Genomic DNA, 25,187 nt, shown 5'->3' on the forward strand with positions numbered 1-25,187 from the left:
GGGGCGTGCGGGCCACGGGGTCCAACACCTTCTTGGCGCCGATTGACGCATCCCGGTTGTGAATGATTGACGCATCCGTGTTGTAAATTCTGGTGTGGCCTCCTCCGCCGCCGATCCTGGCACCCCGACGCGTACCGTCCGCACCCACACCGACCCCCGGCTGCTCCACGCCTTCGTCGCGGTGGCCGAGGAACTTCACTTCACCCGCGCCGCCGCCCGCCTCTACCTCGCCCAGCAGGCGCTGAGCCGCGACATCCGCAGGCTGGAGCGCGAGCTGGGGGCCGAGCTCTTCGTACGCACCACCCGGCAGGTCGCCCTCACCGCCGACGGCGAGAGGCTCCTGCCGTACGCGCGACGGGTGCTGGACGCGCACGCCGAGCTGGTCACGGCCTTTGAGGACCCCGCGGCCCGGCCGCTCTTCGTCGACCTCAACACCGACGGCATGACGGCCGCCCGGGTGCTCGCCCGCGCCCGGGAACTGGCCCCGGCCTGCGAGCTCATGGCGCGCTTCGAGAGCGGTCTGTCCTGGGCCGCCGACGAGATCCTCGCCGGGCGGCTCGACGTCTCCTTCGGCCGCGCCGCCGGACTCGACCCCGCGGTGCGGGCACGGCTGGGCATGCGGGCGGTGCGGTACGAGCCGATGGCCGTGCTGCTCCCCGACGACCACCCGCTCGCCGCGCGCGAGACGGTCGCGCTCGGCGATCTGGCCGGTGAGACCGTCTACGCGGGCGCCGGGAATCCACGTACCGCGGAATGGACGGACTTCGCCCGGCTGCTCTTCGCGGAGTGGCGCATCGAGCTCGCGCCACCCGTGCCGCTCGCGGTCGGCGTGGCCGAATTCCAGCGGGTCATGGCCAAGTCCCGGAACCCGGTGCTGGCCGTCGTCGACTTCCCGCCGATGCCGGGCACCGTGGTGCGTCCGCTGGTCCGGCCCGTGCCGCTCTCGCCGCTGCTGCTGGTCTGGCGCAAGGGGCTGCGCCACCCCGGTCTCGACGCCCTGTGCGAGGCCGTGGCCCGGCTGGGCTCCGAGGAGGGCTGGCTGGTGCGTCCCGAGGGCAGCTGGCTTCCCGCCCCCGACGCGTCGCTGATGCTGGAGACCGGCTGAGTCGTGCCGTGCCGGATCGCCGCGCACGGGGGCGGCCCGCTCCATCCGTACGTAGGGGTGTGCGCCAGGCGTCTGTCGAAGGAAGGAGGAGCGTGTCGAGGCGTGCGCCGGGCGGGTGCCGATGGCGGTATACCTTTGCGCGCCCTTCTCGTGCTCGTGCCCGTGCCCGTGCCCGTGTGCGTGTCCGTACCTGTGCCTGTGTTCGTGCCCCGGGTGCCGGTGTACGACGCTGTCGGGGGGAGAATCGTGACCGCTCGATGTCATGCGCCGTAACGGGGGGGAAATACGGGTGAACCAGCCCTGTCACGCATCCTTGGCAGGCTCGCCCTTCGGCATCATCGGGCAGCAGCGGGACGAGAGCCGGGGAACCACATGCACGAGGACGAACAGCGTCGGCGCGGGCCCCTCGCGGGCTTCACCGTGGGGGTGACCGCCGCACGGCGCGCGGAGGAATTCGGCGCGCTGCTGGAACGGCGGGGCGCCACGGTCCTGCACGCGCCCGCCCTGCGGACCGTGCCGCTCGCCGACGACGGCGAACTCCTCGCCGTCACCCGCGGAATCGTCGAGACCGCGCCCGACGTGGTCATCGCCACCACCGCGGTCGGCTTCCGCGGCTGGACCGAGGCCGCCGTGGGCTGGGGCCTCGGTGACCGGTTGCTGGACGCCCTGCGCGGCGCCGAACTGCTGGCCCGCGGCCCCAAGGTCAAGGGCGCCGTCCGGGCCGCCGGGCTGACCGAGACGTGGTCGCCCGCCTCCGAATCCCTGGCCGAGGTGGGGGACCGGCTTCTGGCCGAGGGGGTGGCGGGCCGCCGGATCGCCCTCCAGTTGCACGGCGAACCGCTCCCCGGCTTCATCGAGTCGCTGCGCGACGCGGGCGCCGAGGTCCTCCCCGTACCCGTCTACCGCTGGACGGACCCCGAGGACATCGCCCCGCTCGACCGGCTGCTCGACACCACCCTCGCCCGGGGGCTGGACGCGCTCACCTTCACCAGCGCCCCGGCCGCCGTCTCGCTGCTCGGCCGGGCCGAGAAGCGCGGGCTGCTCCCGGAGCTGCTGGGTGCGCTGCGCGAGGACGTCCTGGTGGCCTGCGTCGGACCGGTCACCGCCGCGCCGCTGTGCGCCCACGGCATCGGTACGGTCCAGCCGGAACGCTTCCGGATCGCCCCGCTCGTCCAGCTCCTGTGCCAGGAACTCCCCGCCAGGGCCCCCGCGTTGCCGGTCGCCGGACACCGGGTCGAGATCCGGGGGCACGCCGTGATCGTGGACGGTGAGCCGCGCCCGGTGGCGCCCGCCGGAATGGCGCTGCTGCGCGTCCTGGCGCGGCGGCCGGGCTGGGTGGTGGGCCGGGCCGACCTGTTGCGGGCGCTGCCCGGCGGCGGCACGGACGAGCACGCGGTGGAGTCGGCGGTCGCGCGGCTCCGCGCGGCGCTGGGGGCGCCCCGGCTCATCCAGACGGTCGTCAAACGCGGCTACCGGCTGGCGCTGGATCCGGCGGAGGACGGCGAGGGCGGCCAGGGCGGCGAGGGCGGCTGAGGTCGTCGGCGGTTCCGTCACCTCGCTCCGTACATCGCTTCCGTCACACCTCGTTCCGTCACACCCCGCTTCCGTCACCCCGCCTCCGTTACCCCGCTTCCGTCACCCCGCCTCCGTTACCCCGCTTCCGTCACCTCGCCTCCGTCGCTTCGCTCTGTACTTCTCTCTGTACATCGCTCTGTCATCTGCGCGTTCCGGCGCATGATTTCGTCGTCCGGCCCGTCGTCCGGCCCGTCGTCCGGGCTCGTCGCAGGTTCCGTCCTCCCTCTCGCCGTGCGCCGTTGTCAGTGCCCCTTGGTAAAACGGAGGAGGCAGGGGAAGACCAGCGGAAGGGGGGCCCGTGGGCACCTGGGGCAGCGGGAATTTCGACAGTGACACGGCAGCGGATCATCTGTCGGGCATCACCGGGCGGCTTCTCTCGGAGATCGAGGAGGCGATGGCCGGCGACCCGGTCGGCCTGGAGCCCGACGAATACGAGGGCGTCACCGTGCCGTGCAACATCGAGCTGCTGGCCTTGATAGGGGAGCAGGGCCACGTCGGCGTGACCCTGCCGGAGCCGGCGGTGGTCGAGGGCTGGAAGAGGACCTTCATGGACGTCTGGGAGCGGACCATCGACGGTCTGGAGCCCGAGCAGGGATACAAGGAGGACAGACGCGCGGAGCTGATCCGCACCTTCGACAGGCTGGCGACCCTGGCGGAGCGGCACCACACGCCGTAGTGGGCGCGTGGGCGTGGCGCTCGCGTGCCGTGGTGAAGGGGCGCGGGCCGGGAGTGGGACAGCCATCGGGCGGGCTGCCGCGCCGGGATAGCGTGTGGGGGTGATCCACGACACCCACCGGCTCGACGCGGAGGTACGGCTCCGTCCCGCCACCCCGGCCGACGCGGCCTCCCTGGCCGACTCGCTGACCCGCAGCCGTGCGTACATGCAGCCCTGGGAGCCCGTGCGGCCCGACTCCTTCTACACCGAGCAGGGGCAGCGGGAGCGGCTGGCCGGGCTGCTCGCCGAGCGGGACGCCGGGCGGTGCATGGCCTGGGTGCTCGCCGACGAGGCGGACCGCGCGATCGGTGGGTTCAACCTGAACGGCATCGTGCTCGGGCCATTCCGCAGCGGCACGCTCGGGTACTGGACCGACGTCGACTACGCGGGCCGCGGTCTGGCCACGGCCGCAGTGCGGCGGATCTGCGAGGTGGCCAGGGACGGGCTGCGGTTGCACCGGGTCGAGGCCGGGACCGTGGTCGACAACGCCGCCTCCCAGCGGGTGCTCGCCAAGTGCGGCTTCGAGCAGTTCGGGACGGCCCCGCGCTACCTCCACATCAACGGCGAATGGCGTGACCACCGCCTGTTCCAGCGGATCCTGCACGACGGCCCGCCGACGGGCTGAGCGGTTGGGCCGAGCGGACGGACTGTCAGACCTGCCTGGGAGACTCCGGGAATGGAGATGACGGTACAGCTGACGATCGACTGCTGCGATCCGCAGAGGATGGTGGCCTTCTGGGCCGAGGCCCTGGGCTATGTGCCTGAGCCTCCGCCGTTCGGGCACACCACATGGCGTGCTTACTGGGCGGCGATGGGGGTGCCCGAGGCAGAGTTGCCGACCGGTGCGGGGGATGTTCCGGAGTCGATCATCGATCCTGCGGAACGGGGACCGAGGGTGTGGTTCCAGCAGGTTCCGGAGCCGAAGGCCGCCAAGAACCGGTGGCACTTCGACCTGAAGGTCGGCGGCGGCCGTGACGTCCCGCTGGACGTACGCGCACAGCGGGTCAGGGCCACGGTGGAACGGCTGGTCGAAGCGGGGGCCACGGTGGTGCGGATCAAGGACGAGCCGGAGGCGGGGCTCTACGCCGCCGCCATGCAGGACCCCGAGGGCAACGAATTCGACGTCGTCTGAGGGCCGTTGCGACGGGCCTTCGGGCCGGTCCTTCCGAATCGGTCCTTCGAAGTCCGCTTGCCCGAGGGTCGCTTCCCCGAGGGTCGCTTCCCCGAGGGTCGCTTCCCCGAGGGTCGGTCCTTCCGAGCCGATCCTTCGAGTGAGTTGCTCCCGGATGCGGCGGTCGGCCGCCATGGAGTCCGGCTTCCCGAGGAACGCCCAGCCGCCGAGCGCCCCGGCCCGAGCGGCGAGGGCCCCGGCACCGTACGGCGCCGCGTGCGCCGACCCGTGGGGCGGCAGGGGTTCCAGGGCGGGCCCGCGAGGGGCACTCTGGGGGAGGCCCCATCGGTGAACCGAGGCGGTGACATGCGCATGACGGTCGGCAGGAGTTCGTGCGACTGGCGGTTCGACTCCGGTCGGCCCTGCCTCGACCTGGTGGCTACGGGAATCGGGACCACCGGCGCATGCGAACTGCTCGACGGCGCCGAGCGGCTCGCGGACTGGCTGGTCGCCGCCGGGCTCGTACCGGGCGGCACCTGCCTCGACGCCGTGGACGAGAGCTGGGTGGTGCGCTTCCGGCAGCTGCGGACCGGCGTGGACCGCCTGCTGACGGCCGAACTGGGCGGCCGTGGCGCCGGGAGCGCCCTGGACCGGATCAACGCGCTCGCCGCCGAGGCGCCACCGGGGCTGCGGGCGGTACGCGGCGGGAGCGGCAAGCTGGTGCGGGTGCTGAGCGCCGACCCCGAGTGCGGGGCGCTGCTGGCGGCCGTGGCCCGGGACGTCGTGGAACTCCTCACCGACCCCGTGGCGCGGGCCGCTCTGCGCCGCTGCGAGGCGGGCGGCTGCCGCCGTGTCTATCTGGACACCTCGCGTGGACGGCGGCGGCGCTGGTGCTCCAGCGAGGTGTGCGGGAACCGCGAACGGGTGGCCAGGCACCGGCGCCGCGCGGCGGCCGTGGCAGCAGTGGCGGTACGGGACGCACCCGTTCCGGTACCGGGCTCGGCGGTGCCGTGACGCAGGGCCCGGCCGCGCGCCGTGGTGGCGGTCCTGGCGGTGTGCCGTTGAGCGGGAGTCGGCCGCCGCGCCGCCATGCAGGCTTGGCCGTCGCGCCCGCGCCGCGATGCAGAATCGGCCGCTGCGCTGCGCTGCGCTGCGCTGCGCTGCGCTGCGATGCCGACTCGGCCGCCGCGCCGTGCAGCAGGGTCTCGGCGGTGCCGTGATGCAGGACCCGGTCGTTCCGTGCGGCACGCTCCCGGCCGCGCGCGGAGCAGTACGGTCCCGGCCGCGCCGTGAACCAGATCCCGCCGTGCTGTGAAGCAGGGCCCGGCCGCGCGCCGCCATGCAGGCCCGGCCGCGCGGCGTGCGACAAGATCCCGCCGTGCCGTGAGCGGAGGGTGGTGAGGGAGGCGTCGGACGTTCCGGAGAGCGCGGGCTCGGCGGCGATGGAGGGCCGGCCGGGGCCGATGTCGGACCGAGATCGCCGGAGGATCATTTCGATATGCGCGGCAGGTGCGCGGCGGGTCCCCCTTCGCATAAGGTTGACGGCTGCCCAATGCACGTCAGAAGGGGGCCTCGGTGGCCGCGCAGGATGCCGCTGTCGATTCGTTGCGGGACCGGGAAATCGGTGTCGAGCAGGAACATCTCGACCGTGTGTACCACCGCCTTGAGGAGAAGATCCACGAGGCGGAATTTCTCATGAATGACGCCGTCAAGCGCGGCCAGGTCGGCACCCCGGGAGCGCTCGCCGAGCGCGACGCCCAGGTGTTCCGGGCCGGAATCCACCTCAACCGGCTGAACAGCGAGTTCGAGGACTTCCTCTTCGGGAGGATCGACCTGTTGCTCGGCAAGGACGGCGAACGCGGCCCGGACGGCGCATTCACCTCCGTCGAGGCGGCCGAGGACGCCGTGCGCGACGACAACTCGGCCGATATCGCGGAGACGCTGCACATCGGCCGGATCGGCGTCCTCGACTCCGACTACGCACCGCTGGTCATCGACTGGCGCGCACCGGCCGCCGCACCGTTCTACCGCTCGACGCCGAAGGACCCCGGCCGGGTCGTACGCCGCCGGGTCATCCGCTCCAAGGGCCGCAGGGTCCTCGGCGTGGAGGACGACCTGATGCGCCCCGAGCTGACCGCGTACCTGGACGGCGACAAGCTGCCCGTCATCGGCGACGGCGCCCTGATGGCGGCGCTCGGTCAGGCCCGCAGCCACACCATGCGGGACATCGTCTCCTCCATCCAGGCCGAACAGGACCTGGTGATCCGGGCCCCCGCCGCCTCGGTCACCGAGGTCTCCGGCGGTCCCGGCACCGGCAAGACGGCCGTCGCCCTGCACCGTGCCGCGTACCTCCTCTACCAGGACCGGCGGCGTTACGCGGGCGGCATCCTCGTCGTCTCGCCGACCCCGCTCCTGGTCGCGTACACCGAAGGCGTACTGCCCTCGCTGGGCGAGGAGGGGCAGGTCGCGATCCGTGCGGTCGGCTCGCTCTCCGACGAGGCGGCGGGCGTCGAGGGCGCCACCACCTACGACGAGCCCGCCGTCGCCCGGATCAAGGGCTCGTCGCGGATGCTCCAGGTGCTGCGCAAGGCCTCTCGCGGCGCGCTGGAACAGCCCGGCACCTCCCGCAGGCCGACGGACCGGAGCGGTCAGCTGTCCTTCGGCGAGGCGGCGGACGGATCGGATGGATCGGACGGATCAGGCGGATCGGGCGGATCGGCTGGGGCGGACGGGGCCCACGGCGCCGCCGGATCGGCGGGAGCGGCCGGGAGTCCGGCCACCCCGACCCGTCTGCGGGTCGTCGCGTTCGGCGCCCGCGTCGAGCTGAACGCCGACGAACTGCACCGCATCCGGCAATCCGTCCTCGGCGGCACCGCCCCGGTCAACCTGCTGCGCCCGCGCGCCCGCAGGATGCTCCTGGACGCCCTGTGGAACAAGTCATCGGGCCGGGGCCGCTACACCGACCCCGAGCTCGCCGCCGAGCTGCGCTCCTCCTTCGACGAGGACGTCTCCACCGAGACGGACTTCCTCGACTTCCTGAATGCCTGGTGGCCCGAACTCACCCCGCGCGGGGTGCTCGCCGCGATGGCCGACGAGAAGCGGCTGGGCCGCTGGGCGCGCCGGGTCCTCAACCAGGGCGAGGTACGCCGTTTCGCGCGCTCCCTGAAGCGGCTCGACCGCGAGGGGAACGGACCGCTCTCCGTGCACGACGTGGCCATCCTCGACGAGCTCCAGACGCTGCTCGGCACCCCGCACCGGCCGAAGAAGAAGCGTGAGCTCGACCCGCTGGACCAGCTCTCCGGCCTGGAGGAGCTGATGCCGCAGCGCGAGGAGACCCAGCGCGAACGTGCCGAGCGGCTGGCGGCGGAGCGTACCGAGTACGCGCACGTCATCGTCGACGAGGCGCAGGACCTCACGCCCATGCAGTGGCGGATGGTCGGCCGCCGCGGCAGACACGCCACCTGGACGATCGTCGGGGACCCGGCGCAGTCCTCCTGGTCCGATCCGGACGAGGCCGCCCGCGCGCGCGACGAGGCCCTCGGCAACCGGCCGCGCCGCCGCTTCACCCTCACGGTCAACTACCGCAACCCGGCGGAGATCGCCGAGCTGGCCTCGAAGGTCCTGGCGCTGGCGATGCCCGGGATGGAGTCGCCCGCCGCGGTCCGCTCGACGGGGGTGAAGCCGCGCTTCGAGACCGTACGGGACGGCGATCTGGCCGCCTCGGTGCGCGAGGAGGCGCGGCGGCTGCTCGCCGAGGTCGACGGCACGGTGGGCGTGGTGGTCGCGATGAACCGCCGGGCGCAGGCCCGCGACTGGCTCGCCGAGCTGGGTGAGCGGGTGGTGGCGCTGGGCAGCCTGGAGGCGAAGGGCCTGGAGTACGACGCCACGGTGGTCGTCTCGCCCGCGGAGATCGCGGACGAGTCCCCGGCCGGTCTGCGGGTGCTGTACGTGGCGTTGACGCGTGCGACGCAGCAGCTCACGGTGGTCTCGGGGGAGAAGGACCTGCCCGACGCGGACGGTGTCCCGGACCTGCTGAGGGACTGAGACGGGGCCGGGCGGGGGCGACGGCACCCCCGTCCGGCACTGTTTTTGGGGTCAACCCGTGCTGTGGGGAATCACTTCTTCGGGGTCTTTGTTAGCCTGGTGTCGGCACCGGCTCGATCCAAGCCCCCGGGCCCAACCTTCGTCGCTACGAGCGACCACTTGCCGCGAGGCGAGCATGGCGGGTCGGTGCCGCTTAAACGAAAAGACAGGCCCGCGTCACCTTCCGGTGGCGCGGGTCTGTTCTCGTTTGCGGAGGCGCTGCTCCGGGGCCTGGTTGCCGAATGCCGAAACGTATCCCCGGGCCGCGCCCGCGGCAGCAGCCGGGGGCCCTGCGGCCCCCGCCGGGGGTGCGGCGGCGCCGGGCATTGGCCGATACCCGATCTGCTCGGGACCGTTCAGGGGTTCCGCTGAGGCGGTCATATCTCGTATGGTGGAAACTACTTTCCGAAGAGTGGCAGTCATTACCGGCTACCGGCCAGTAGGTGCGACGATCGGGAAGCGCGACCGAGGCGAACACCCCGGCCGCGCGGCAATGAAGCTAAGGAAAGCGAAGGACTCGGCCATGGCAACGGCGCCCAGCGTCTCGTACTCGATGACGGTCAGGCTGGAGGTGCCCGCGAGCGGCACAGCGGTCTCCCAGCTCACCACGGCCGTGGAGTCCTCCGGCGGATCGGTCACCGGCCTCGACGTGACCGCCTCCGGTCACGAGAAGCTGCGGATCGACGTCACCATCGCGGCCACCTCCACCTCGCACGCGGACGAGATCGTCGAGGGCCTGCGCGGCATCGAGGGCGTCGTCCTGGGCAAGGTCTCCGACCGTACGTTCCTGATGCACCTCGGCGGCAAGATCGAGATGGCGTCCAAGCACCCCATCCGCAACCGTGACGACCTCTCGATGATCTACACCCCGGGCGTGGCCCGGGTCTGCATGGCGATCGCCGAGAACCCCGAGGACGCCCGCCGCCTCACCATCAAGCGCAACACCGTTGCGGTCGTGACGGACGGCTCCGCCGTGCTCGGCCTGGGCAACATCGGCCCGATGGCCGCCATGCCGGTCATGGAGGGCAAGGCGGCCCTCTTCAAGCGGTTCGCCGACATCGATGCCTGGCCGATCTGCCTGGACACCCAGGACACCGACGCCATCGTCGAGATCGTCAAGGCGATCGCCCCGGGCTTCGCGGGCATCAACCTGGAGGACATCTCCGCACCCCGCTGCTTCGAGATCGAGGCGCGGCTGCGCGAGGCCCTGGACATCCCGGTCTTCCACGACGACCAGCACGGCACCGCGATCGTCGTCCTGGCCGCGCTGACCAACGCGCTGCGCGTGGTGGGCAAGGGAATCGGGGACGTCCGGGTCGTCATGTCCGGCGCCGGAGCGGCCGGTACGGCCATCCTGAAGCTGCTGATCGCCGCGGGCGTCAAGCACGCCGTCGTCGCCGACATCCACGGCGTGGTGCACGCCGGCCGCGAGGACCTGGTCTCCGCCGACGCCGACTCGCCGCTGCGCTGGATCGCCGACAACACCAACCCGGAGTCCATGACCGGCACGCTCAAGCAGGCCGTCGTGGACGCCGACGTCTTCATCGGCGTCTCCGCCCCGAACGTCCTGGACGGCGCCGATGTCGCCGCCATGGCCGAGGGTGCGATCGTGTTCGCGCTCGCGAACCCGGACCCCGAGGTGGACCCGGCAATCGCCCGCCAGACCGCGGCGGTTGTCGCCACCGGGCGCTCCGACTTCCCGAACCAGATCAACAACGTGCTGGTCTTCCCGGGTGTCTTCCGCGGCCTGCTGGACGCTCAGTCCCGCACCGTCAACACGGAGATGATGCTCGCCGCGGCGGGCGCCCTCGCCGATGTCGTCGCCGAGGACGAGCTGAACGCGAACTACATCATCCCGTCGGTCTTCAACGACCGGGTCGCGGGTGCCGTCGCCGGTGCCGTCCGGGAGGCCGCGAAGACGGCCGGTGGCGTCGCGAAGTCCTCGGGCGAGCTGGTCTGACCCCGCTCCGTCGGCAGGGCCCGGTGCGGGCTCCTGCCGGCGCGGTCCGCCTCCGTGGCGGCAGGCTCGGCCCGGACTACGGCGCGTCGTGGGTCGCGGCGCCCCAAACGCCCCTTTAGGGTGGGCGGGCGGCGCGTCCCGCCGAGGCCCGCAACCGCTGCGGAACGCTTTCGGAGAGTCGACGGAACGTCACCACGAAGAGGCACTGGCGCTTTTCGTGTGACTCCGGAGGGTGCCGGATTGGCGTTACCGCCGCAGGTGGGGGCAGGATGCGTAATCGGGCGCGAGGGTCTGACGACAGACCCGGGTCCGGGGACTGTCCGAGGGCCCTGGCAGCATCGGCTTCGATCTCACGCCTCACAGGCAAGAAGAACACGGGAGTAACAACATGAACCGCAGTGAGCTGGTGGCCGCCCTGGCCGACCGCGCCGAGGTGACTCGCAAGGACGCCGACGCCGTGCTGGCCGCGCTCGCCGAGACCGTCGGTGAGATCGTCGCCAAGGGCGACGAGAAGGTCACCATCCCCGGCTTCCTGACCTTCGAGCGCACCCACCGTGCCGCTCGCACCGCTCGTAACCCGCAGACCGGCGACCCGATCAACATCCCGGCCGGCTACAGCGTGAAGGTCTCCGCGGGCTCCAAGCTCAAGGAAGCCGCCAAGGGCAAGTAAGCCCCACAGGCGCGACGAAGGGCGGTCACCCCACCAGGGTGACCGCCCTTCGGTGTACCGGCCCGAGAGACCCCGTTCCGGGCCTCTACGGCCCGGTCGCCGCCGAACGGATGCCCGGGGGACAAAGGCGCAGGCCCCCCGGAACGGGCGACGGGGGCCCGGGGCGTCGCCCCGAACCCCCGTCAGCAGCCGTCCGGCGCCCGGCCCCAGGCCGACACCGGCCCCGGACCGGCGCCCGCCCGGTCTCAGACCAGCGCCCCGCCGGGCAGCTCCACCTTCGCGCCCAGCTTCTCCAGCTTGTCCATGAAGTTCTCGTAGCCGCGGTTGATCAGGTCGATGCCGTGCACCCGAGAGGTGCCCTGCGCCGCCAGCGCCGCGATCAGGTACGAGAAGCCGCCGCGCAGGTCCGGGATGACCAGGTCCGCGCCCTGGAGCCTCGTCGGCCCGGACACGACCGCCGAGTGCAGGAAGTTGCGCTGGCCGAAGCGGCAGTCGGAGCCGCCCAGGCACTCGCGGTAGAGCTGGATGTGTGCGCCCATCTGGTTGAGCGCGGAGGTGAAGCCGAGCCGGGACTCGTACACCGTCTCGTGGACGATGGACAGGCCCGTGGCCTGCGTCAGGGCCACCACCAGCGGCTGCTGCCAGTCGGTCTGGAAGCCGGGGTGCACGTCCGTCTCCAGGGCGATGGCGTTCAGCGGGCCGCCCGGGTGCCAGAAGCGGATGCCCTCGTCGTCGATCTCGAAGGCGCCGCCGACCCGGCGGAAGGTGTTGAGGAACGTCATCATCGAGCGCTGCTGTGCGCCCCGCACGTAGATGTTGCCCTCGGTGGCCAGCGCCGCGGACGCCCAGGACGCCGCCTCCAGGCGGTCCGGGATCGCCCGGTGGGTGTAGCCGTCCAGCCGGTCGACACCGGTGATCCGGATCGTCCGGTCGGTGTCCATCGAGATGATCGCGCCCATCTTCTGCAGTACGCAGATGAGGTCCTCGATCTCCGGCTCCACGGCCGCGTTGGACAGCTCCGTGACGCCCTCGGCGAGCACCGCCGTCAGGAGCACCTGCTCGGTGGAGCCCACCGAGGGGTACGGCAGCCGGATCTTGGTGCCGCGCAGCCGCTGCGGGGCCTCCAGGTACTGCCCGTCCGCCCGCTTCTCGATGGTCGCGCCGAACTGCCGCAGCACGTCGAAGTGGAAGTCGATCGGCCGGCCGCCGATGTCGCAGCCGCCGAGCCCGGGGATGAACGCGTGGCCGAGCCGGTGCAGCAGCGGGCCGCAGAAGAGGATCGGGATGCGCGACGAGCCCGCGTGGGCGTCGATGTCGGCGACGTTCGCGCTCTCCACATGGGTCGGGTCCAGGATCAGCTCGCCCGGTTCGTCGCCCGGCCGGACCGTCACGCCGTGCAGCTGGAGCAGTCCGCGGACCACCCGCACGTCGCGGATGTCGGGCACGTTGCGCAGCCGGCTGGGCCCGCTGCCGAGCAGCGCGGCGACCATTGCCTTCGGCACCAGGTTCTTGGCGCCTCTGACGCGGATCTCGCCCTCCAGCGGGGTTCCGCCGTGGACAAGCAGGACATCGTCTGTGCCGGTCATGAATCTCGCGTTCCGGAGTGGTCGGGCAGGGGGCCAAACGAAAGAGTAATGGCCCCCTGCCCCCATTCAGTAAGAGAACGGGGGGTGTACGAACGTCATGAATCCGCCACAACACGCTCCGCTTCCCCGGTCTTGCGGAGGGTTACCGTCCGCATGGCCCTCCGGAAAGCGCGCTCCCCGTGCACCCGTGCGCCCTGAGCTGCGCCGCGGCCCGCCCGGCGACCGGGTGGCCCACTTGGTCCCCGCGGGGACCGAAGATGCGGGATCATTTCTGCCATGACCGAGGTGTCCTCGCTCACAGGGCGACTGCTCGTGGCCACACCCGCGCTCGCGGACCCGAATTTCGACCGCGCGGTGGTGCTGCTCCTCGACCACGACGAGGAGGGCTCCCTCGGCGTGGTCCTGAACCGCCCGACCCCGGTGGGCGTGGTGGACATCCTCACGGCCTGGGCCGGCCTGACCGGCGAGCCCGACGTCGTCTTCCAGGGCGGCCCGGTCTCCCTCGACTCGGCGCTCGGCGTGGCGGTCATCCCCGGCGACGAGGGGCCCCTGGGCTGGCGCCGGGTGTACGGGGCGATCGGTCTGGTGGACCTGGAGGCGCCGCCCGAGCTGCTGGCCGCCGCGCTCGGCTCGCTGCGGATCTTCGCCGGGTACGCGGGATGGGGCCCCGGTCAGCTGGAGACCGAACTGAACGAGGGCGCCTGGTACGTGGTCGAGTCCGAACCCGGTGACGTCTCCTCCCCGCGCCCGGAGCACCTCTGGCGCGCGGTCCTGCGCCGTCAGCGCAGCGAACTGGCGATGATCGCCACGTATCCGGACGACCCTTCGCTGAACTGAAGCTCCGGGCTGTCGGTACCCTTGGCGGTTATGAGCACTCTTGAGCCCGAGCGCGGGGCAGGTACCGGAACCCTCGTGGAGCCGACGCCGCAGGTGTCGAACGGCGACGGCGACCACGAGCGCTACGCCCATTACGTCCAGAAGGACAAGATCATGGCGAGTGCCCTGGAGGGCACCCCCGTGGTCGCTCTCTGCGGGAAGGTCTGGGTGCCGGGGCGCGACCCCAAGAAGTACCCGGTCTGCCCCATGTGCAAGGAGATCTACGAGTCCATGGGCGCCGGTGGCGACAAGGACAAGGGCAAGGGCGGCAAGGACAAGAAGTAGTCCGGAGCCGTCCGGCGGTCAGAGTTTCGGCCCCCGGGGGCGCGCGTCGTAGCGCGCCCCCGGGGGCCTTTTGCGTTGCACGGGCTGCTTCCCCGGGTCACAGAGTGGTAGAGACCACTTGTCGGCGTCTGCGTGCGCACCTACTCTCCTGCCAGTTGTGCAGAACGAAACGCACGTTGCGTATGTTGCAACGCCTACCGGTAGAGGTTCCCAGATGAAACTTTCTGCCCGAATCGCCGCCCCGGCCGCGGCGCTCGTGCTGGCGGGTCTCACCGCCACCGGCTGTGCGCCGCAGACGTCCGACACCGCGGCCAAGGGGGACGAGAAGACCGGCACACTGCGGGTCTGGCTGTTCCAGGAGGTCGGCAACAAGCCCAAGGAGCAGGTCGTCGACGCGGCGGTCGCCGACTTCAAGAAGACGCACAAGGATGCGAAGGTCGAGATCGAGTACATACCGGTCGACACCCGCGCGCAGCGCATCAAGGCGGCGTTCAACGACCCCGGGAGCGCCCCGGACCTCATCGAGTACGGCAACACCGACACCGCCGGATACGTCAAGGACGGCGGACTCGCCGACGTGAGCGCCGAGTTCGCCGCCTGGGACGAGGCCAAGGACACCGACCCGACCGCCAAGCAGTCCGTGACGGTCGGCGGCAAGGTCTACGGAGCCCCGCTCTTCGTCGGCGTACGGGCGCTGTACTACCGCACCGACGTCTTCAAGGACCTGGGGATCGAGGCCCCCAAGACCCAGGCCGAGCTGATCTCCACCGCGAAGAAGATCCACAAGAAGAAGCCGGACCTGTACGGACTCGCGGTCGGCGGCGCGTACACCTACGGCGCGATGCCGTTCATCTGGGCCGGCGGCGGCGAACTCGCCGACGAGAGCGGTGGCACGTACAAGGCGGCCATCAACAGCGACAAGGCACGCAAGGGCATCGAGGCGTACACCTCGCTCTTCGGCGACGACAACTGCCCGGCCGCCAAGTGCGCGGCCATGGGCGGCAACGCGACCGTCACCGCGTTCGCCTCCGGCAAGGCCGCCATGGCGATCGGCGGCGACTTCAGCCACGCCGCCGTCGAGGAGGGCTCGGTGAAGGGCAAGTACGCCGTGGTGCCGCTGCCCGGCCTCACCGAGGGCTCCGTCGCCCCCGCGTTCGCGGGCGGGAACAACATCGGCGTACTGAAGAGCAGCGCGCACCGCACCCTCGCCGTGGACCTGATGAAGTCCCTGACCGGCAAGCAGACGCAGGCGAAGATGTTCGACGCGATGGGCTTCCTGCCGACGTACACCGATGTGCGGGACGCGGCCGCGAAGAAGGAGCCGTTCGTCGAACCGTTCGTCAGGACGCTCGGCGCGGGCGCGAAGTTCGTCCCGGCCTCGCCGGGCTGGGGCCAGATCGACTCCTCGCTGGTCCTGCCGACGATGTTCCAGGAGATCGTCAGCGGCCGCAAGGACGTGGCGAAGGCCGCGGACGACGCCGCGAAGAAGATGGACGCCGCGTTCGCCGACGCGGGCTGACCATGACCGCGAACAGTACGGCGTACAAAGCGCCCGGCGCGTCCGGAGCGGGCGGCACCTCCACCCGCCCGCTCCGGCGGCGCCCGGCCCCGTCCGCGCGCCGCTCCGGCTGGACCCCCTGGCTCTACCTCCTGCCCGCGCTCGTCCTCCTGGGCGGGCTGCTCGTCTACCCGATCTACCAACTCGGCCTGATCTCCTTCCTGGAGTACACCCAGGCCCAGGTCAGCGGCGGTGAGCCGACCACCTTCCAGGGCTTCGGGAACTACGCGACGCTCTTCGGGGACAGCCAGTTCTGGCAGGTCCTCCTGGCGACCGTGGTCTTCGCCGCCACCTGCGTCCTGGCCACCCTGCTCGTCGGCTGCGCCCTCGCCGTCCTGCTGACCCGCGTCCGGGCCGTGCCCCGGCTCGTCCTGATGCTGGCCGCGCTCGGTGCCTGGGCGACCCCGGCGATCACCGGGTCGACCGTCTGGATGTTCCTCTTCGACCCCGACTTCGGCCCGGTCAACCGGGTGCTGGGACTCGGCGACTTCTCCTGGACGTACGGGCGCTACAGCGCCTTCGCCCTGGTGCTGCTGGAAGTCCTGTGGTGCTCGTTCCCGTTCGTGATGGTGACGGTGTACGCGGGCATCCGGGCGATCCCCACCGAGGTCCTGGAGGCGGCCGCGCTGGACGGCGCCTCGCAGTGGCGGATCTGGCGGTCGGTCATGGCGCCGATGCTGCGGCCGATCCTCGTCGTCGTCACCATCCAGTCGATCATCTGGGACTTCAAGGTCTTCACCCAGATCTACGTCATGACGTCCGGCGGCGGCATCGCCGGCCAGAACCTGGTGCTCAACGTGTACGCGTACCAGAAGGCGTTCGCGTCCTCGCAGTACAGCCTCGGCTCCGCGATCGGCGTCGTGATGCTGGTGATCCTGCTGGCCGTCACGCTCGTCTATCTGCGCCTGGTGCGGCGCCAGGGGGAGGAACTGTGAGCGCACGGAGCATGCTGCGGATCCGCCGGCCCGGCCGGCTGGCCGCCGAGGCGGCGGCCCTGCTGATCGCCGCCGCGGTCGCCTTCCCGCTCTACTGGATGGTGCTTTCCGCGCTCAAACCGGCCGGTGAGATCCAGTCCACCGACCCCCGCCCGTGGACGCTGTCGCCGTCCCTGGACTCCTTCCGCCGGGTCTTCGAACAGAACGACTTCGGGCGGTACTTCCTCAACAGCCTGATCGTCGCCGGAACGGTCGTCATCGTCTCCGCGCTGATCGCCTTCCTGGCGGCGACGGCCGTGACCCGGTTCAGATTCCGCTTCCGCACCACCCTGCTGATCATGTTCCTGGTGGCCCAGATGGTGCCGGTCGAGGCGCTGACCATCCCGCTGTTCTTCCTGATGCGGGACTTCGGCCAGCTGAACACGCTCGGCTCGCTGATCCTGCCGCACCTCGCCTTCTCGCTGCCGTTCGCGATCTGGATGCTGCGCGGCTTCGTCAAGGCGGTCCCGGAGGCGCTGGAGGAGGCCGCGTACATCGACGGCGCGAGCCGCACCCGCTTCCTGTGGCAGATCCTCTTCCCGCTGGTCTTCCCCGGACTGGTGGCGACGAGCGTGTTCTCGTTCATCTCCACCTGGAACGACTTCCTGTTCGCGAAGTCGTTCATCATCAGCGACACCTCCCAGTCGACGCTGCCCATGGCGTTGCTGGTCTTCTTCAAACCCGATGAGAACGACTGGGGAGGGATCATGGCAGCCTCGACGGTGATGACCATTCCCGTGCTGGTCTTCTTCGTACTCGTACAGCGCCGCCTGGTCTCCGGACTCGGCGGGGCGGTAAAGGACTGACTGACGCCATGGCCACGGACAACGACACGGCCCCGACCCCGGCGCCCGCGCACCTCGTTCCGGCACCCGTGCACACGGGCGGCGAGGAGCGGTGCGGCTTCGTCTTCGACCCGTCCACCACCATCACCGCCGCCCCCGGCACCGAGACCACCGAACGCTGGCTGCGCACCACGCTCGGCGCCGCCTTCGGCCTGCCGCTCGCCCCGGGCGGCGCACACGCCACCGGCACCGTCCGGCTGGACATCGATCCGGCGCTGGAGCCCGAGGGCTACCGGCTGAGCACCGGGACCGGCACAACCGTCACGATCACCGGAGGAAGCCCCGCCGGGGTCTTCTGGGGCGCGCAGACCCTCCGTCAGCTCCTGGGCCCCGACGCCTTCCGCCGTGCGCCCGTACGCCCCGGCACGCGGCACGCGATCCCCTTCACGGACATCGAGGACGGCCCCCGCTTCTCCTGGCGCGGCATGATGCTCGACGTGGCCCGGCACTTCATGGCCAAGGACGACGTCCTGCGCTACCTCGACCTCCTCGCCGCGCACAAGCTGAACGTCTTCCACTTCCACCTCACCGACGACCAGGGCTGGCGCATCGAGATCGAGCGCTTCCCGCGGCTCACCGAGATCGGCTCCTGGCGCTCCCGCACCAAGCACGGCCACCGGGCGTCCGAGCTGTGGGACGACACCCCGCACGGCGGCTACTACACCCAGGACGACATCCGCGAGATCGTCGCGTACGCCGCCGAGCGGCACATCCGCGTCGTCCCCGAGATCGACATCCCGGGCCACTCGCAGGCCGCCATCGCCGCCTACCCCGAACTGGGCAACACCGACGTCGTCGACACCGCCGCCCTCTCCGTCTGGGACACCTGGGGCATCAACGCGAACGTACTCGCCCCCACCGACAACACCCTGCGCTTCTTCGAGGGCGTCCTCGAAGAGGTGCTCGACCTCTTCCCCGCCGCCACCTCGCCGTTCATCCACATCGGCGGCGACGAGTGCCGCAAGGAGCAGTGGAAGGACTCGGCGGTCGCCCAGGCCCGGATCGAGGAATTCGGCCTGGCCAACGAGGACGAGCTCCAGTCCTGGATCATCCGGCACTTCGACGCCTGGCTCACCGCGCGCGGCCGCCGGCTGATCGGCTGGGACGAGATCCTGGAGGGCGGCCTCCCGGCGGGCGCCGCCGTGTCGTCCTGGCGTGGCTACGGCGGAGGCATCGCCGCCGCCGAGGCGGGCCACGACGTCGTCATGTGCCCCGAGCAGCACGTCTACCTGGACCACCGTCAGCACGGCGGCCCCGACGAGCCGATGCCCATCGGCTTCGTCCGCACCCTGGAGGACGTCTACCGCTTCGAACCCGTACCGGCGGGCCTCTCCCCGGAGGCGGCCCGTCACATCCTGGGCACCCAGGCCAATGTCTGGACCGAGGTGATGCAGAACCGGGCCCGCGTCGACTACCAGGTCTTCCCGCGCCTCGCGGCCTTCGCGGAAGTCGCCTGGTCGCCGCTGCCCGCCCCCGCCGAGCGCGACTTCGCGGACTTCGAACGCCGGATGGCCACGCACTACGCCCGGCTCGACGCCCTGGGCGTCGACTACCGGCCCCCGTCCGGCCCGTTGCCCCGGCAGCAACGCCCGGGGGTGCTGGGCCGCCCCATCGACGGGACGCCCCCGAACGTGTGATCCCGACGGCGACCGGTTCCCGGCCGGCGTGCTCCGAGCGAGCGCGCCGGCCGGCGGTTTTTTGTCCGGAACTCGCCCTGTGCGAACGGACCGCCGCGAGGGGGCTCCCGACCCGGCCGGACCGGGAGCCGACGAGCCGGAGCGGGGTACGGCGACGAGGCGCCGCAAGGCGACTCCGGAACTGAACATTCACCACCACGACACCTCCGGGCGCCCCCATTCACACTCTGCGCCGAAGCGGTCCGAAACGGGAACATTCCCCTGATCAGGGATGGATGCGCCCTTCGTGGACCCTCGCGTCGGTCCGATCCGAAGATGTGCCAGAGTTGCCACGTCCAGGCCTTGAGCACGTACCGTACGGCGAAACAGCCGGACAGCCGGGACACCGGGAAGGGGCAGCTGGGTTGACCACGCACGCACCGCAGGCGACGCAGTCCGTGACGCTGCCGGCCTCGCTCGACGAGGCCGTGGCGGCGCTCGGCGCCATGCCCGCCGCCGTTCCCGTGGCAGGCGGAACAGACCTGATGTCGGCCGTCAACAAGGGGCTGCTGCGCCCCTCGGGCCTGGTCGGCCTCGGCCGGATCAGCGAGCTGCGCGGCTGGCACTACCAGGACGGCCACGCCCTGCTCGGCGCCGGGCTCACCCACGCGCGCATGGGGCGGCCCGACTTCGCCGCGCTCATCCCCGCCCTGGCCGCGTCGGCCCGCGCCGCGGGCCCGCCCCAGATCCGCAACGCCGGAACGCTCGGCGGCAACATCGCCACCGCGGCCCCGACCGGCGACGCCCTGCCGGTGCTCGCCGCGCTGGAGGCCGAGCTGGTCATCGCGGGCCCGGACGGCGGCCGCCGGGAGATCCCGGTCTCGCATCTGCTGGCCGGCCGCGACATGCTCGGACCCGCCGAACTCATCGGCTTCGTCCGGGTACCGCTGCTGCACGCCCCCCAGGTCTTCCTGAAGGCCACCGGCCGCACCGGCCCCGGCCGCGCCACCGCGTCCGTCGCGATCGTCCTCGACCCGGCCCGGCGCGGAGTGCGCTGCGCGGTCGGTGCCATCGCGCCGATGCCGCTGCGGCCGCTGGAGGCCGAGCGCTGGATCGCCTCACTGATCGACTGGGACGGCGAACGAGGTCTGGCCCCCGACGCGCTGGCCGCCTTCGGCGAGTACGTCGCGGCGGCTTGCATCCCGGACCAGGCACCGCCCGCCGACGGGGGAGAGGCACCACCGCTGCCCCCCGCCGTACTGCATCTGCGGCGGACCGTCGCCGCGCTGGCCCGACGCGCGCTGGGGAGGGCACTGTCGTGAGCAACGAGGACCACAACGAACAGCACGGGCAGCAGGAGCACCTGCGGCACGGGAGCTGGGAGCCGACGCCGCAGGGCGGCGAGTACGACGACGGGGCGACCGCCTTCGTCCACCTGCCGCCGGAGGACCTGGCGAACATCCCGCTGGCCGCGCCCGGCCAGGGCTACGTACCGCCCATGATCCTGCCGCTGACACCCGCGGCCGGGCTCGACCCGTCGGCCACGGGCAGCTGGGTCGTGCAGACGCAGAACGAGCAGGACCGCGACACGGGAGCGGAACAGCCGTCACCCGGGGCGGTGCACTGGCCGGACCCGAACCAGCAGCAGGGCCCGTACGACTACGGCTACGAGTACCCGCGGTCCTCCGGTGTCCCGCAGGCCCCACAGGCCCCCCAGACCTCCCAGGCCCCGCACGATCCGTACGCGCGGGAGCAGTACCAGGAGACGTCGGCGGCCACGGGCCAGTGGAACTTCACCGAGTCCACGGAATACGGCATCCACACGGGCCAGAACGACCACACGGGCCAGACGCACCAGACGCATCACACGGGCCAGACCGACTACGCGCGTCACACCGGTCTCGACGACCACGTCGGGCATACGGGGCAGGTCGACCTGACGGGTCAGTTCGGCCATGTCGACCCGGCGGGCTATGAGGGTCAGGGTGGTCATGACGGCCATGGCGGTCATGACAGCCGCACCGGCCACGACGGCCACACCGGCCATGATGGCCGCGCTGGTCACACCACCCACGACAGTCACACCACCCACGACAGCCACGGTGGTCACACCGGTCAGTGGACGATTCCGGTCGCCGACGGTGATCTGCCGGAGGAGTCCGGTGAGTTCGCCGCCTCGGCCCTGGCGGCCCAGTGGTACGGGGACCGGACCCCACCGGCCACGCTGCCGGGCGGCGCGCCCGCGCCGTGGGCGACGCAGCAGCCGACCCCGGAGCCCGAGCCCGCCCCCGAACCCCACGCAGCGACGGGGACAGGGATCGGTATCGACACCGGCACCGGGACCGGCACTGGGACCGGGACCGGTACTGACCCTGCGTACGTGGCGGAGCCTTCCCCGGCGGACATCGAGCCGGAGCACGCGCCGGGAGTTGGGTTCGAGCAGGCCCCCGAGCCGTCACCGGCCCCTGCGGCCGAGGCGGAGCCCGTCGAGAACCACTCCGCGACCGCCCACGTGGTCGCCCCCGGAGCGGACCTCGCGCCGGAGACGGCCCCTGACGCCGCTTCCGGCACGGCATCCGAACCGCCGGTGGGTGACGCTCCCTCCGAGCACCCGGCGGAGCCCGCCCCCGAGCAGCACCCTGCCGCCCACGCCCACGCCCAGGCTCCGGCCGCCGACGAGCCGCACGGCATCGCCGCCGAGGCGGCCCCGCTCGTCCCGGCCGACCCGGCACCGTCAGCCGTCCCTGACACGCCCCCCGCCGCACCGCTGGAGGCGCACGGCGCCGACAGCGCGGAACCTCAGGGCCCCCGTCCGACTGCCTCCGAGCCGGCCGGACCGGGTCGGCCGGAACCACACCAGTCGGAACGGGAACAGCCCGAACCGGTTCGGTCCGAACCGGAGCGGAGCGACCCGAAGCAGAGCGGCCCCGGCCCGGCCGAGTCGGGCCCGGCGGACTCCCGTCCGACCGAGTCCGGAACGACCGAGTCCGAACCGGTCGAGTCCGACCCGCTCGCGTCAGGCCCAGTGGAATCAGGGCCGGACGCATCCGATCCGCACCCATCCGATCCGCACGCACCCAGTCCGCACGTGTCCGATCCACGCGCATCCGATCCACTCGCGTCCGATCCACTCGCGTCCGATCCGCACGCATCCGGTTCGCCCGAAGAGGCCCCCCTCGGCCTCCCCGACGAGCACCCCGCCGCCTCCTACGTCCTGCACGTGAACGGCGCCGACCGCCCCGTCACCGACGCGTGGATCGGTGAGTCGCTGCTCTACGTGCTCCGTGAGCGCCTCGGCCTCGCGGGTGCCAAGGACGGTTGCTCGCAGGGCGAGTGCGGCGCGTGCAACGTCCAGGTGGACGGCCGGCTGGTCGCCTCCTGCCTGGTCCCGGCGGCGACCGCGGCGGGCAGTGAGGTCCGTACGGTCGAGGGCCTGGCCGTGGACGGGGAGCCGTCCGACGTCCAGCGCGCCCTGGCCAAGTGCGGCGCCGTCCAGTGCGGTTTCTGCATCCCCGGCATGGCCATGACCGTCCATGACCTGCTGGAGGGCAACCACGCCCCCAGCGAACTGGAGACGCGCCAGGCGCTCTGCGGGAACCTCTGCCGCTGTTCCGGCTACCGAGGCGTCCTCGACGCCGTCAACGAGGTCATCGCAGGCCGCGAGGCGACCACCGATCCCGCCTCGTCGGACTCCACGTCCCCGGAGCCCGACGAGGCCCGCATCCCGCACCAGGCGACACCCGGCGCCGGTAGCGTCCAGCAGCCCCACCCGCAGGACGGAGGCATGGCGTGAGCAACGACGCAGCCACCGCTGCCAACGCGACCAGCACACGGATCACCACCCCGGCGGCCGAGGTCCCCGAGGCCGAACCGCCCGCACTCGGCCTCGGCGTCTCGCTGCCGCCCGCCGACGCGCGCGCCAAGACCGAGGGCACCTTCCCGTACGCCGCCGACCTCTGGGCCGAGGGCCTGCTCTGGGCGGCCGTCCTGCGCGCACCGCACCCGCACGCCCGCATCCTGTCCATCGACACCTCGTCCGCCGTCGCGATGGCGGGGGTACGGGCCGTCATCACCCACGAGGACATCCCGGGGGAGCGCGCGTACGGCCGCAGGATCGTCGACCGTCCGGTCTTCGCGTCCGACCTGGTCCGCCACCACGGTGAGCCGATCGCCGCGGTCGCCGCCGACCACCCCGACACGGCCCGCCTCGCCGCCGCGGCCATCGCCGTCGAGTACGAGGTCCTGGAACCCGTCACCGACCCGGAGAAGGCGTTCGCCGCCGAACCGCTGCACCCCGACGGCAATCTGATCCGCCACATCCCGCTGCGCTACGGCGACCCGGAGATCACCGGCGAGGTCGTCGTCGAGGGGCTGTACCGCATCGGCCGCCAGGACCCGGCCCCGATCGGTGCCGAGGCCGGGCTCGCCGTGCCCCGCCCCGACGGCGGCGTGGAGATCTACACCGCCTCCACCGACCCGCACACCGACCGCGACCTCGCCGCCGCCTGCTTCGGGCTCGAACCGGACCGGGTGAAGATCGTCGTCACGGGTGTCCCCGGCGCGACCGGGGACCGCGAGGAGCCCGGCTTCCAGTTGCCGCTCGGCCTGCTCGCCCTGCGCACCGGATGCCCGGTCAAGCTGACCGCCACCCGCGAGGAGTCCTTCCTCGGCCACTCCCACCGCCACCCGACGCTGCTGCGCTACCGCCACCACGCGGACTCCGACGGCCGACTGGTGAAGGTCGAGGCACAGATCCTGCTCGACGCGGGCGCGTACGCCGAGTCCTCGTCCGAGTCGCTGGCCGCGGCCGTCGCGTTCGCCTGCGGCCCGTACGTCGTCCCGCACGCGTTCATCGAGGGCTGGGCGGTCCGTACGAACAACCCGCCCTCGGGCCATGTGCGCGGCGAGGGCGCCATGCAGGTCTGCACGGCGTACGAGGGCCAGATGGACAAGCTGGCCGCCAAGCTCGGCGTCGACCCGGCCGAACTGCGCCGGCGCAACGCCCTGTCCACCGGCGACATCCTGCCCACCGGCCAGACGGTGACCTGCCCGGCGCCCGTCGCCGAACTCCTCGCCGCCGTACAGGAGTTCCCGCTCCCCGCGCTGCCGAAGGACGCCCCGGAGTACGACTGGCTGCTCCCCGGCGGCCCCGAGGGGGCGGGCGAACCCGGGGCGGTGCGCCGAGGGGTCGGCTACGCGCTCGGCATGGTCCACATGCTCGGCGCGGAGGGTGCCGACGAGGTCTCCACGGCGACGGTCAGGGTGCACGACGGCATCGCCACGGTCATCTGCGCGGCGGTCGAGACGGGGCAGGGCTTCTCCACCCTCGCCCGCCAGGTCGTCCAGGAGACCCTGGGCATCGAAGAGGTCCACGTGGCGTCCGTCGACACCGACCAGCCCCCGGCAGGTCCCGCGACGCACGGCCGTCACACATGGGTGTCGGCCGGGGCGGTGGAACGCGCCGCCAAGATGGTCCGCACCCAGCTCCTCCAGCCGCTGGCCCACAAGTTCGGCATGTCCACGGAGCTGTTGCAGATCGCCGACGGCAAGATCACCTCGTACGACGGTGTGCTGTCCACGACGGTCACGGAGGCGATGGACGGCAAGGAGCTCTGGGCCACCGCCCAGTGCCGCCCGCACCCGACCGAGCCCCTAGACGAATCCGGGCAGGGCGACGCGTTCGTCGGCCTCGCCTTCTGCGCGATCCGCGCGGTGGTGGACGTCGACATCGAGCTCGGCTCCGTCCGGGTCGTGGAGATGGCGGTCGCCCAGGACGTCGGCCGGGTGCTCAACCCGTCCCAGCTGGCGACCCGCATCGAGGCCGGCGTCACCCAGGGCATCGGCGCCGCCCTCACCGAGAACCTCCGCAGCGCCCGGGGCGTGATCCGCCACCCCGACCTCACCGGCTACGCGCTCCCGACCGCCCTGGACGCGCCGGAGATTCGCATCGTCAGACTCATCGAGGAGCGCGACGTGGTGGCCCCCTTCGGCGCCAAGCCCGCCTCTGCGGTCCCGGTGGTGACGTCCCCGGCCGCCGTCGCCGCAGCCGTACGCGCCGCCACCGGCCGCCCGATCAACCGCCTCCCCATCAGGCCCCAGGCGGCAGTGGCGGCATCCCACTCCTGAGCCCCGCGCGAATGGCGTGATCCGGGTTGCACCTGCAACCCGGACGTGCGCGGTGTCACCGCTGCTCACTAAGGTGAGTCCCGAAGCGGCACACGGCTGTTG

The 25,187-nt window shown here is 72.0% G+C and carries 19 protein-coding genes; 18 read left to right on the forward strand and 1 reads right to left on the reverse strand.

Features of this window, described 5'->3' with window-relative positions:
* Window positions 1-94: 94 nt before the first annotated feature.
* The 9 genes from ACFVFH_RS29600 to ACFVFH_RS29640 all read left to right on the forward strand — a co-directional run bounded on the left by ACFVFH_RS29600 (window position 95) and on the right by ACFVFH_RS29640 (window position 11,219).
* Window positions 95-1,105 carry a LysR family transcriptional regulator gene (locus ACFVFH_RS29600; protein ID WP_383774176.1) on the forward strand — a complete coding sequence of 337 codons (1,011 nt, stop codon included), beginning with the start codon at window positions 95-97 and terminating at the stop codon, window positions 1,103-1,105.
* A 372-nt stretch (window positions 1,106-1,477) separates the two neighbouring features.
* A complete protein-coding gene (locus ACFVFH_RS29605) occupies window positions 1,478-2,638 on the forward strand; it encodes a uroporphyrinogen-III synthase (RefSeq protein ID WP_383774178.1) in 1,161 nt (386 codons plus the stop codon).
* Window positions 2,639-2,978: 340 nt separating this feature from the next.
* Complete coding sequence (locus ACFVFH_RS29610) at window positions 2,979-3,356, forward strand: DUF4259 domain-containing protein (RefSeq protein ID WP_383774180.1); 378 nt, start codon at window positions 2,979-2,981, stop codon at window positions 3,354-3,356.
* 100 nt (window positions 3,357-3,456) lie between these two features.
* Window positions 3,457-4,020 carry a GNAT family N-acetyltransferase gene (locus tag ACFVFH_RS29615; protein WP_383774182.1) on the forward strand — a complete coding sequence of 188 codons (564 nt, stop codon included), beginning with the start codon at window positions 3,457-3,459 and terminating at the stop codon, window positions 4,018-4,020.
* A 51-nt stretch (window positions 4,021-4,071) separates the two neighbouring features.
* Window positions 4,072-4,527, forward strand: a complete 456-nt coding sequence (locus tag ACFVFH_RS29620; RefSeq protein ID WP_383774184.1) for a VOC family protein — start codon at window positions 4,072-4,074, stop codon at window positions 4,525-4,527.
* A gap of 351 nt (window positions 4,528-4,878) precedes the next feature.
* Window positions 4,879-5,520, forward strand: coding sequence for a CGNR zinc finger domain-containing protein (locus ACFVFH_RS29625; RefSeq protein WP_383774414.1), 642 nt, complete (start codon window positions 4,879-4,881; stop codon window positions 5,518-5,520).
* A gap of 561 nt (window positions 5,521-6,081) precedes the next feature.
* The gene (locus tag ACFVFH_RS29630; protein WP_383774186.1) at window positions 6,082-8,550 is read left to right on the forward strand and encodes a HelD family protein; all 2,469 of its coding nucleotides are present in this window, start codon (window positions 6,082-6,084) and stop codon (window positions 8,548-8,550) included.
* A gap of 562 nt (window positions 8,551-9,112) precedes the next feature.
* A complete protein-coding gene (locus ACFVFH_RS29635) occupies window positions 9,113-10,549 on the forward strand; it encodes an NAD-dependent malic enzyme (RefSeq protein WP_383774188.1) in 1,437 nt (478 codons plus the stop codon).
* A 388-nt stretch (window positions 10,550-10,937) separates the two neighbouring features.
* Complete coding sequence (locus ACFVFH_RS29640; RefSeq protein WP_003968811.1) at window positions 10,938-11,219, forward strand: HU family DNA-binding protein; 282 nt, start codon at window positions 10,938-10,940, stop codon at window positions 11,217-11,219.
* Window positions 11,220-11,464: 245 nt separating this feature from the next.
* Here the strand turns inward: ACFVFH_RS29640 and murA are convergent, their stop codons facing one another.
* The gene (gene murA / locus ACFVFH_RS29645; protein WP_383774190.1) at window positions 11,465-12,805 is read right to left on the reverse strand and encodes a UDP-N-acetylglucosamine 1-carboxyvinyltransferase; all 1,341 of its coding nucleotides are present in this window, start codon (window positions 12,803-12,805) and stop codon (window positions 11,465-11,467) included.
* A 276-nt stretch (window positions 12,806-13,081) separates the two neighbouring features.
* Here murA and ACFVFH_RS29650 point away from each other — a divergent pair, with 276 nt between their 5' ends.
* The 9 genes from ACFVFH_RS29650 (at window position 13,082) to ACFVFH_RS29690 (ending at window position 25,085) form a co-directional block, all read left to right on the forward strand.
* Window positions 13,082-13,642 (forward strand): YqgE/AlgH family protein, encoded by a 561-nt coding sequence (locus ACFVFH_RS29650; protein WP_383774191.1) that lies wholly within the window; start codon window positions 13,082-13,084, stop codon window positions 13,640-13,642.
* 30 nt (window positions 13,643-13,672) lie between these two features.
* A complete protein-coding gene (locus tag ACFVFH_RS29655; RefSeq protein ID WP_072484142.1) occupies window positions 13,673-13,966 on the forward strand; it encodes a DUF3039 domain-containing protein in 294 nt (97 codons plus the stop codon).
* A gap of 214 nt (window positions 13,967-14,180) precedes the next feature.
* On the forward strand, window positions 14,181-15,485 hold the full coding sequence (locus ACFVFH_RS29660) for an extracellular solute-binding protein (protein WP_383774193.1): 1,305 nt from the start codon (window positions 14,181-14,183) through the stop codon (window positions 15,483-15,485).
* 2 nt (window positions 15,486-15,487) lie between these two features.
* Window positions 15,488-16,459, forward strand: a complete 972-nt coding sequence (locus ACFVFH_RS29665; RefSeq protein ID WP_383774195.1) for a carbohydrate ABC transporter permease — start codon at window positions 15,488-15,490, stop codon at window positions 16,457-16,459.
* Window positions 16,456-17,304 carry a carbohydrate ABC transporter permease gene (locus ACFVFH_RS29670; RefSeq protein WP_383774197.1) on the forward strand — a complete coding sequence of 283 codons (849 nt, stop codon included), beginning with the start codon at window positions 16,456-16,458 and terminating at the stop codon, window positions 17,302-17,304. Before ACFVFH_RS29665 ends, ACFVFH_RS29670 begins: the two co-directional genes overlap by 4 nt.
* Before the next feature lie 8 nt (window positions 17,305-17,312).
* Complete coding sequence (locus ACFVFH_RS29675) at window positions 17,313-18,980, forward strand: beta-N-acetylhexosaminidase (protein ID WP_383774199.1); 1,668 nt, start codon at window positions 17,313-17,315, stop codon at window positions 18,978-18,980.
* 404 nt (window positions 18,981-19,384) lie between these two features.
* Window positions 19,385-20,281, forward strand: coding sequence for an FAD binding domain-containing protein (locus tag ACFVFH_RS29680; protein WP_383774201.1), 897 nt, complete (start codon window positions 19,385-19,387; stop codon window positions 20,279-20,281).
* A complete protein-coding gene (locus tag ACFVFH_RS29685) occupies window positions 20,278-22,752 on the forward strand; it encodes a 2Fe-2S iron-sulfur cluster-binding protein (protein WP_383774203.1) in 2,475 nt (824 codons plus the stop codon). Before ACFVFH_RS29680 ends, ACFVFH_RS29685 begins: the two co-directional genes overlap by 4 nt.
* Entirely contained in the window at window positions 22,749-25,085 is a 2,337-nt protein-coding gene (locus ACFVFH_RS29690) for a xanthine dehydrogenase family protein molybdopterin-binding subunit (RefSeq protein ID WP_383774205.1), read from the forward strand. The genes ACFVFH_RS29685 and ACFVFH_RS29690 overlap by 4 nt, the downstream gene beginning before the upstream one ends.
* Window positions 25,086-25,187 lie beyond the last annotated feature (102 nt).

This window comes from Streptomyces sp. NPDC057697, assembly GCF_042799335.1.
In the GTDB taxonomy this organism is placed as follows: Bacteria; Actinomycetota; Actinomycetes; order Streptomycetales; family Streptomycetaceae; genus Streptomyces.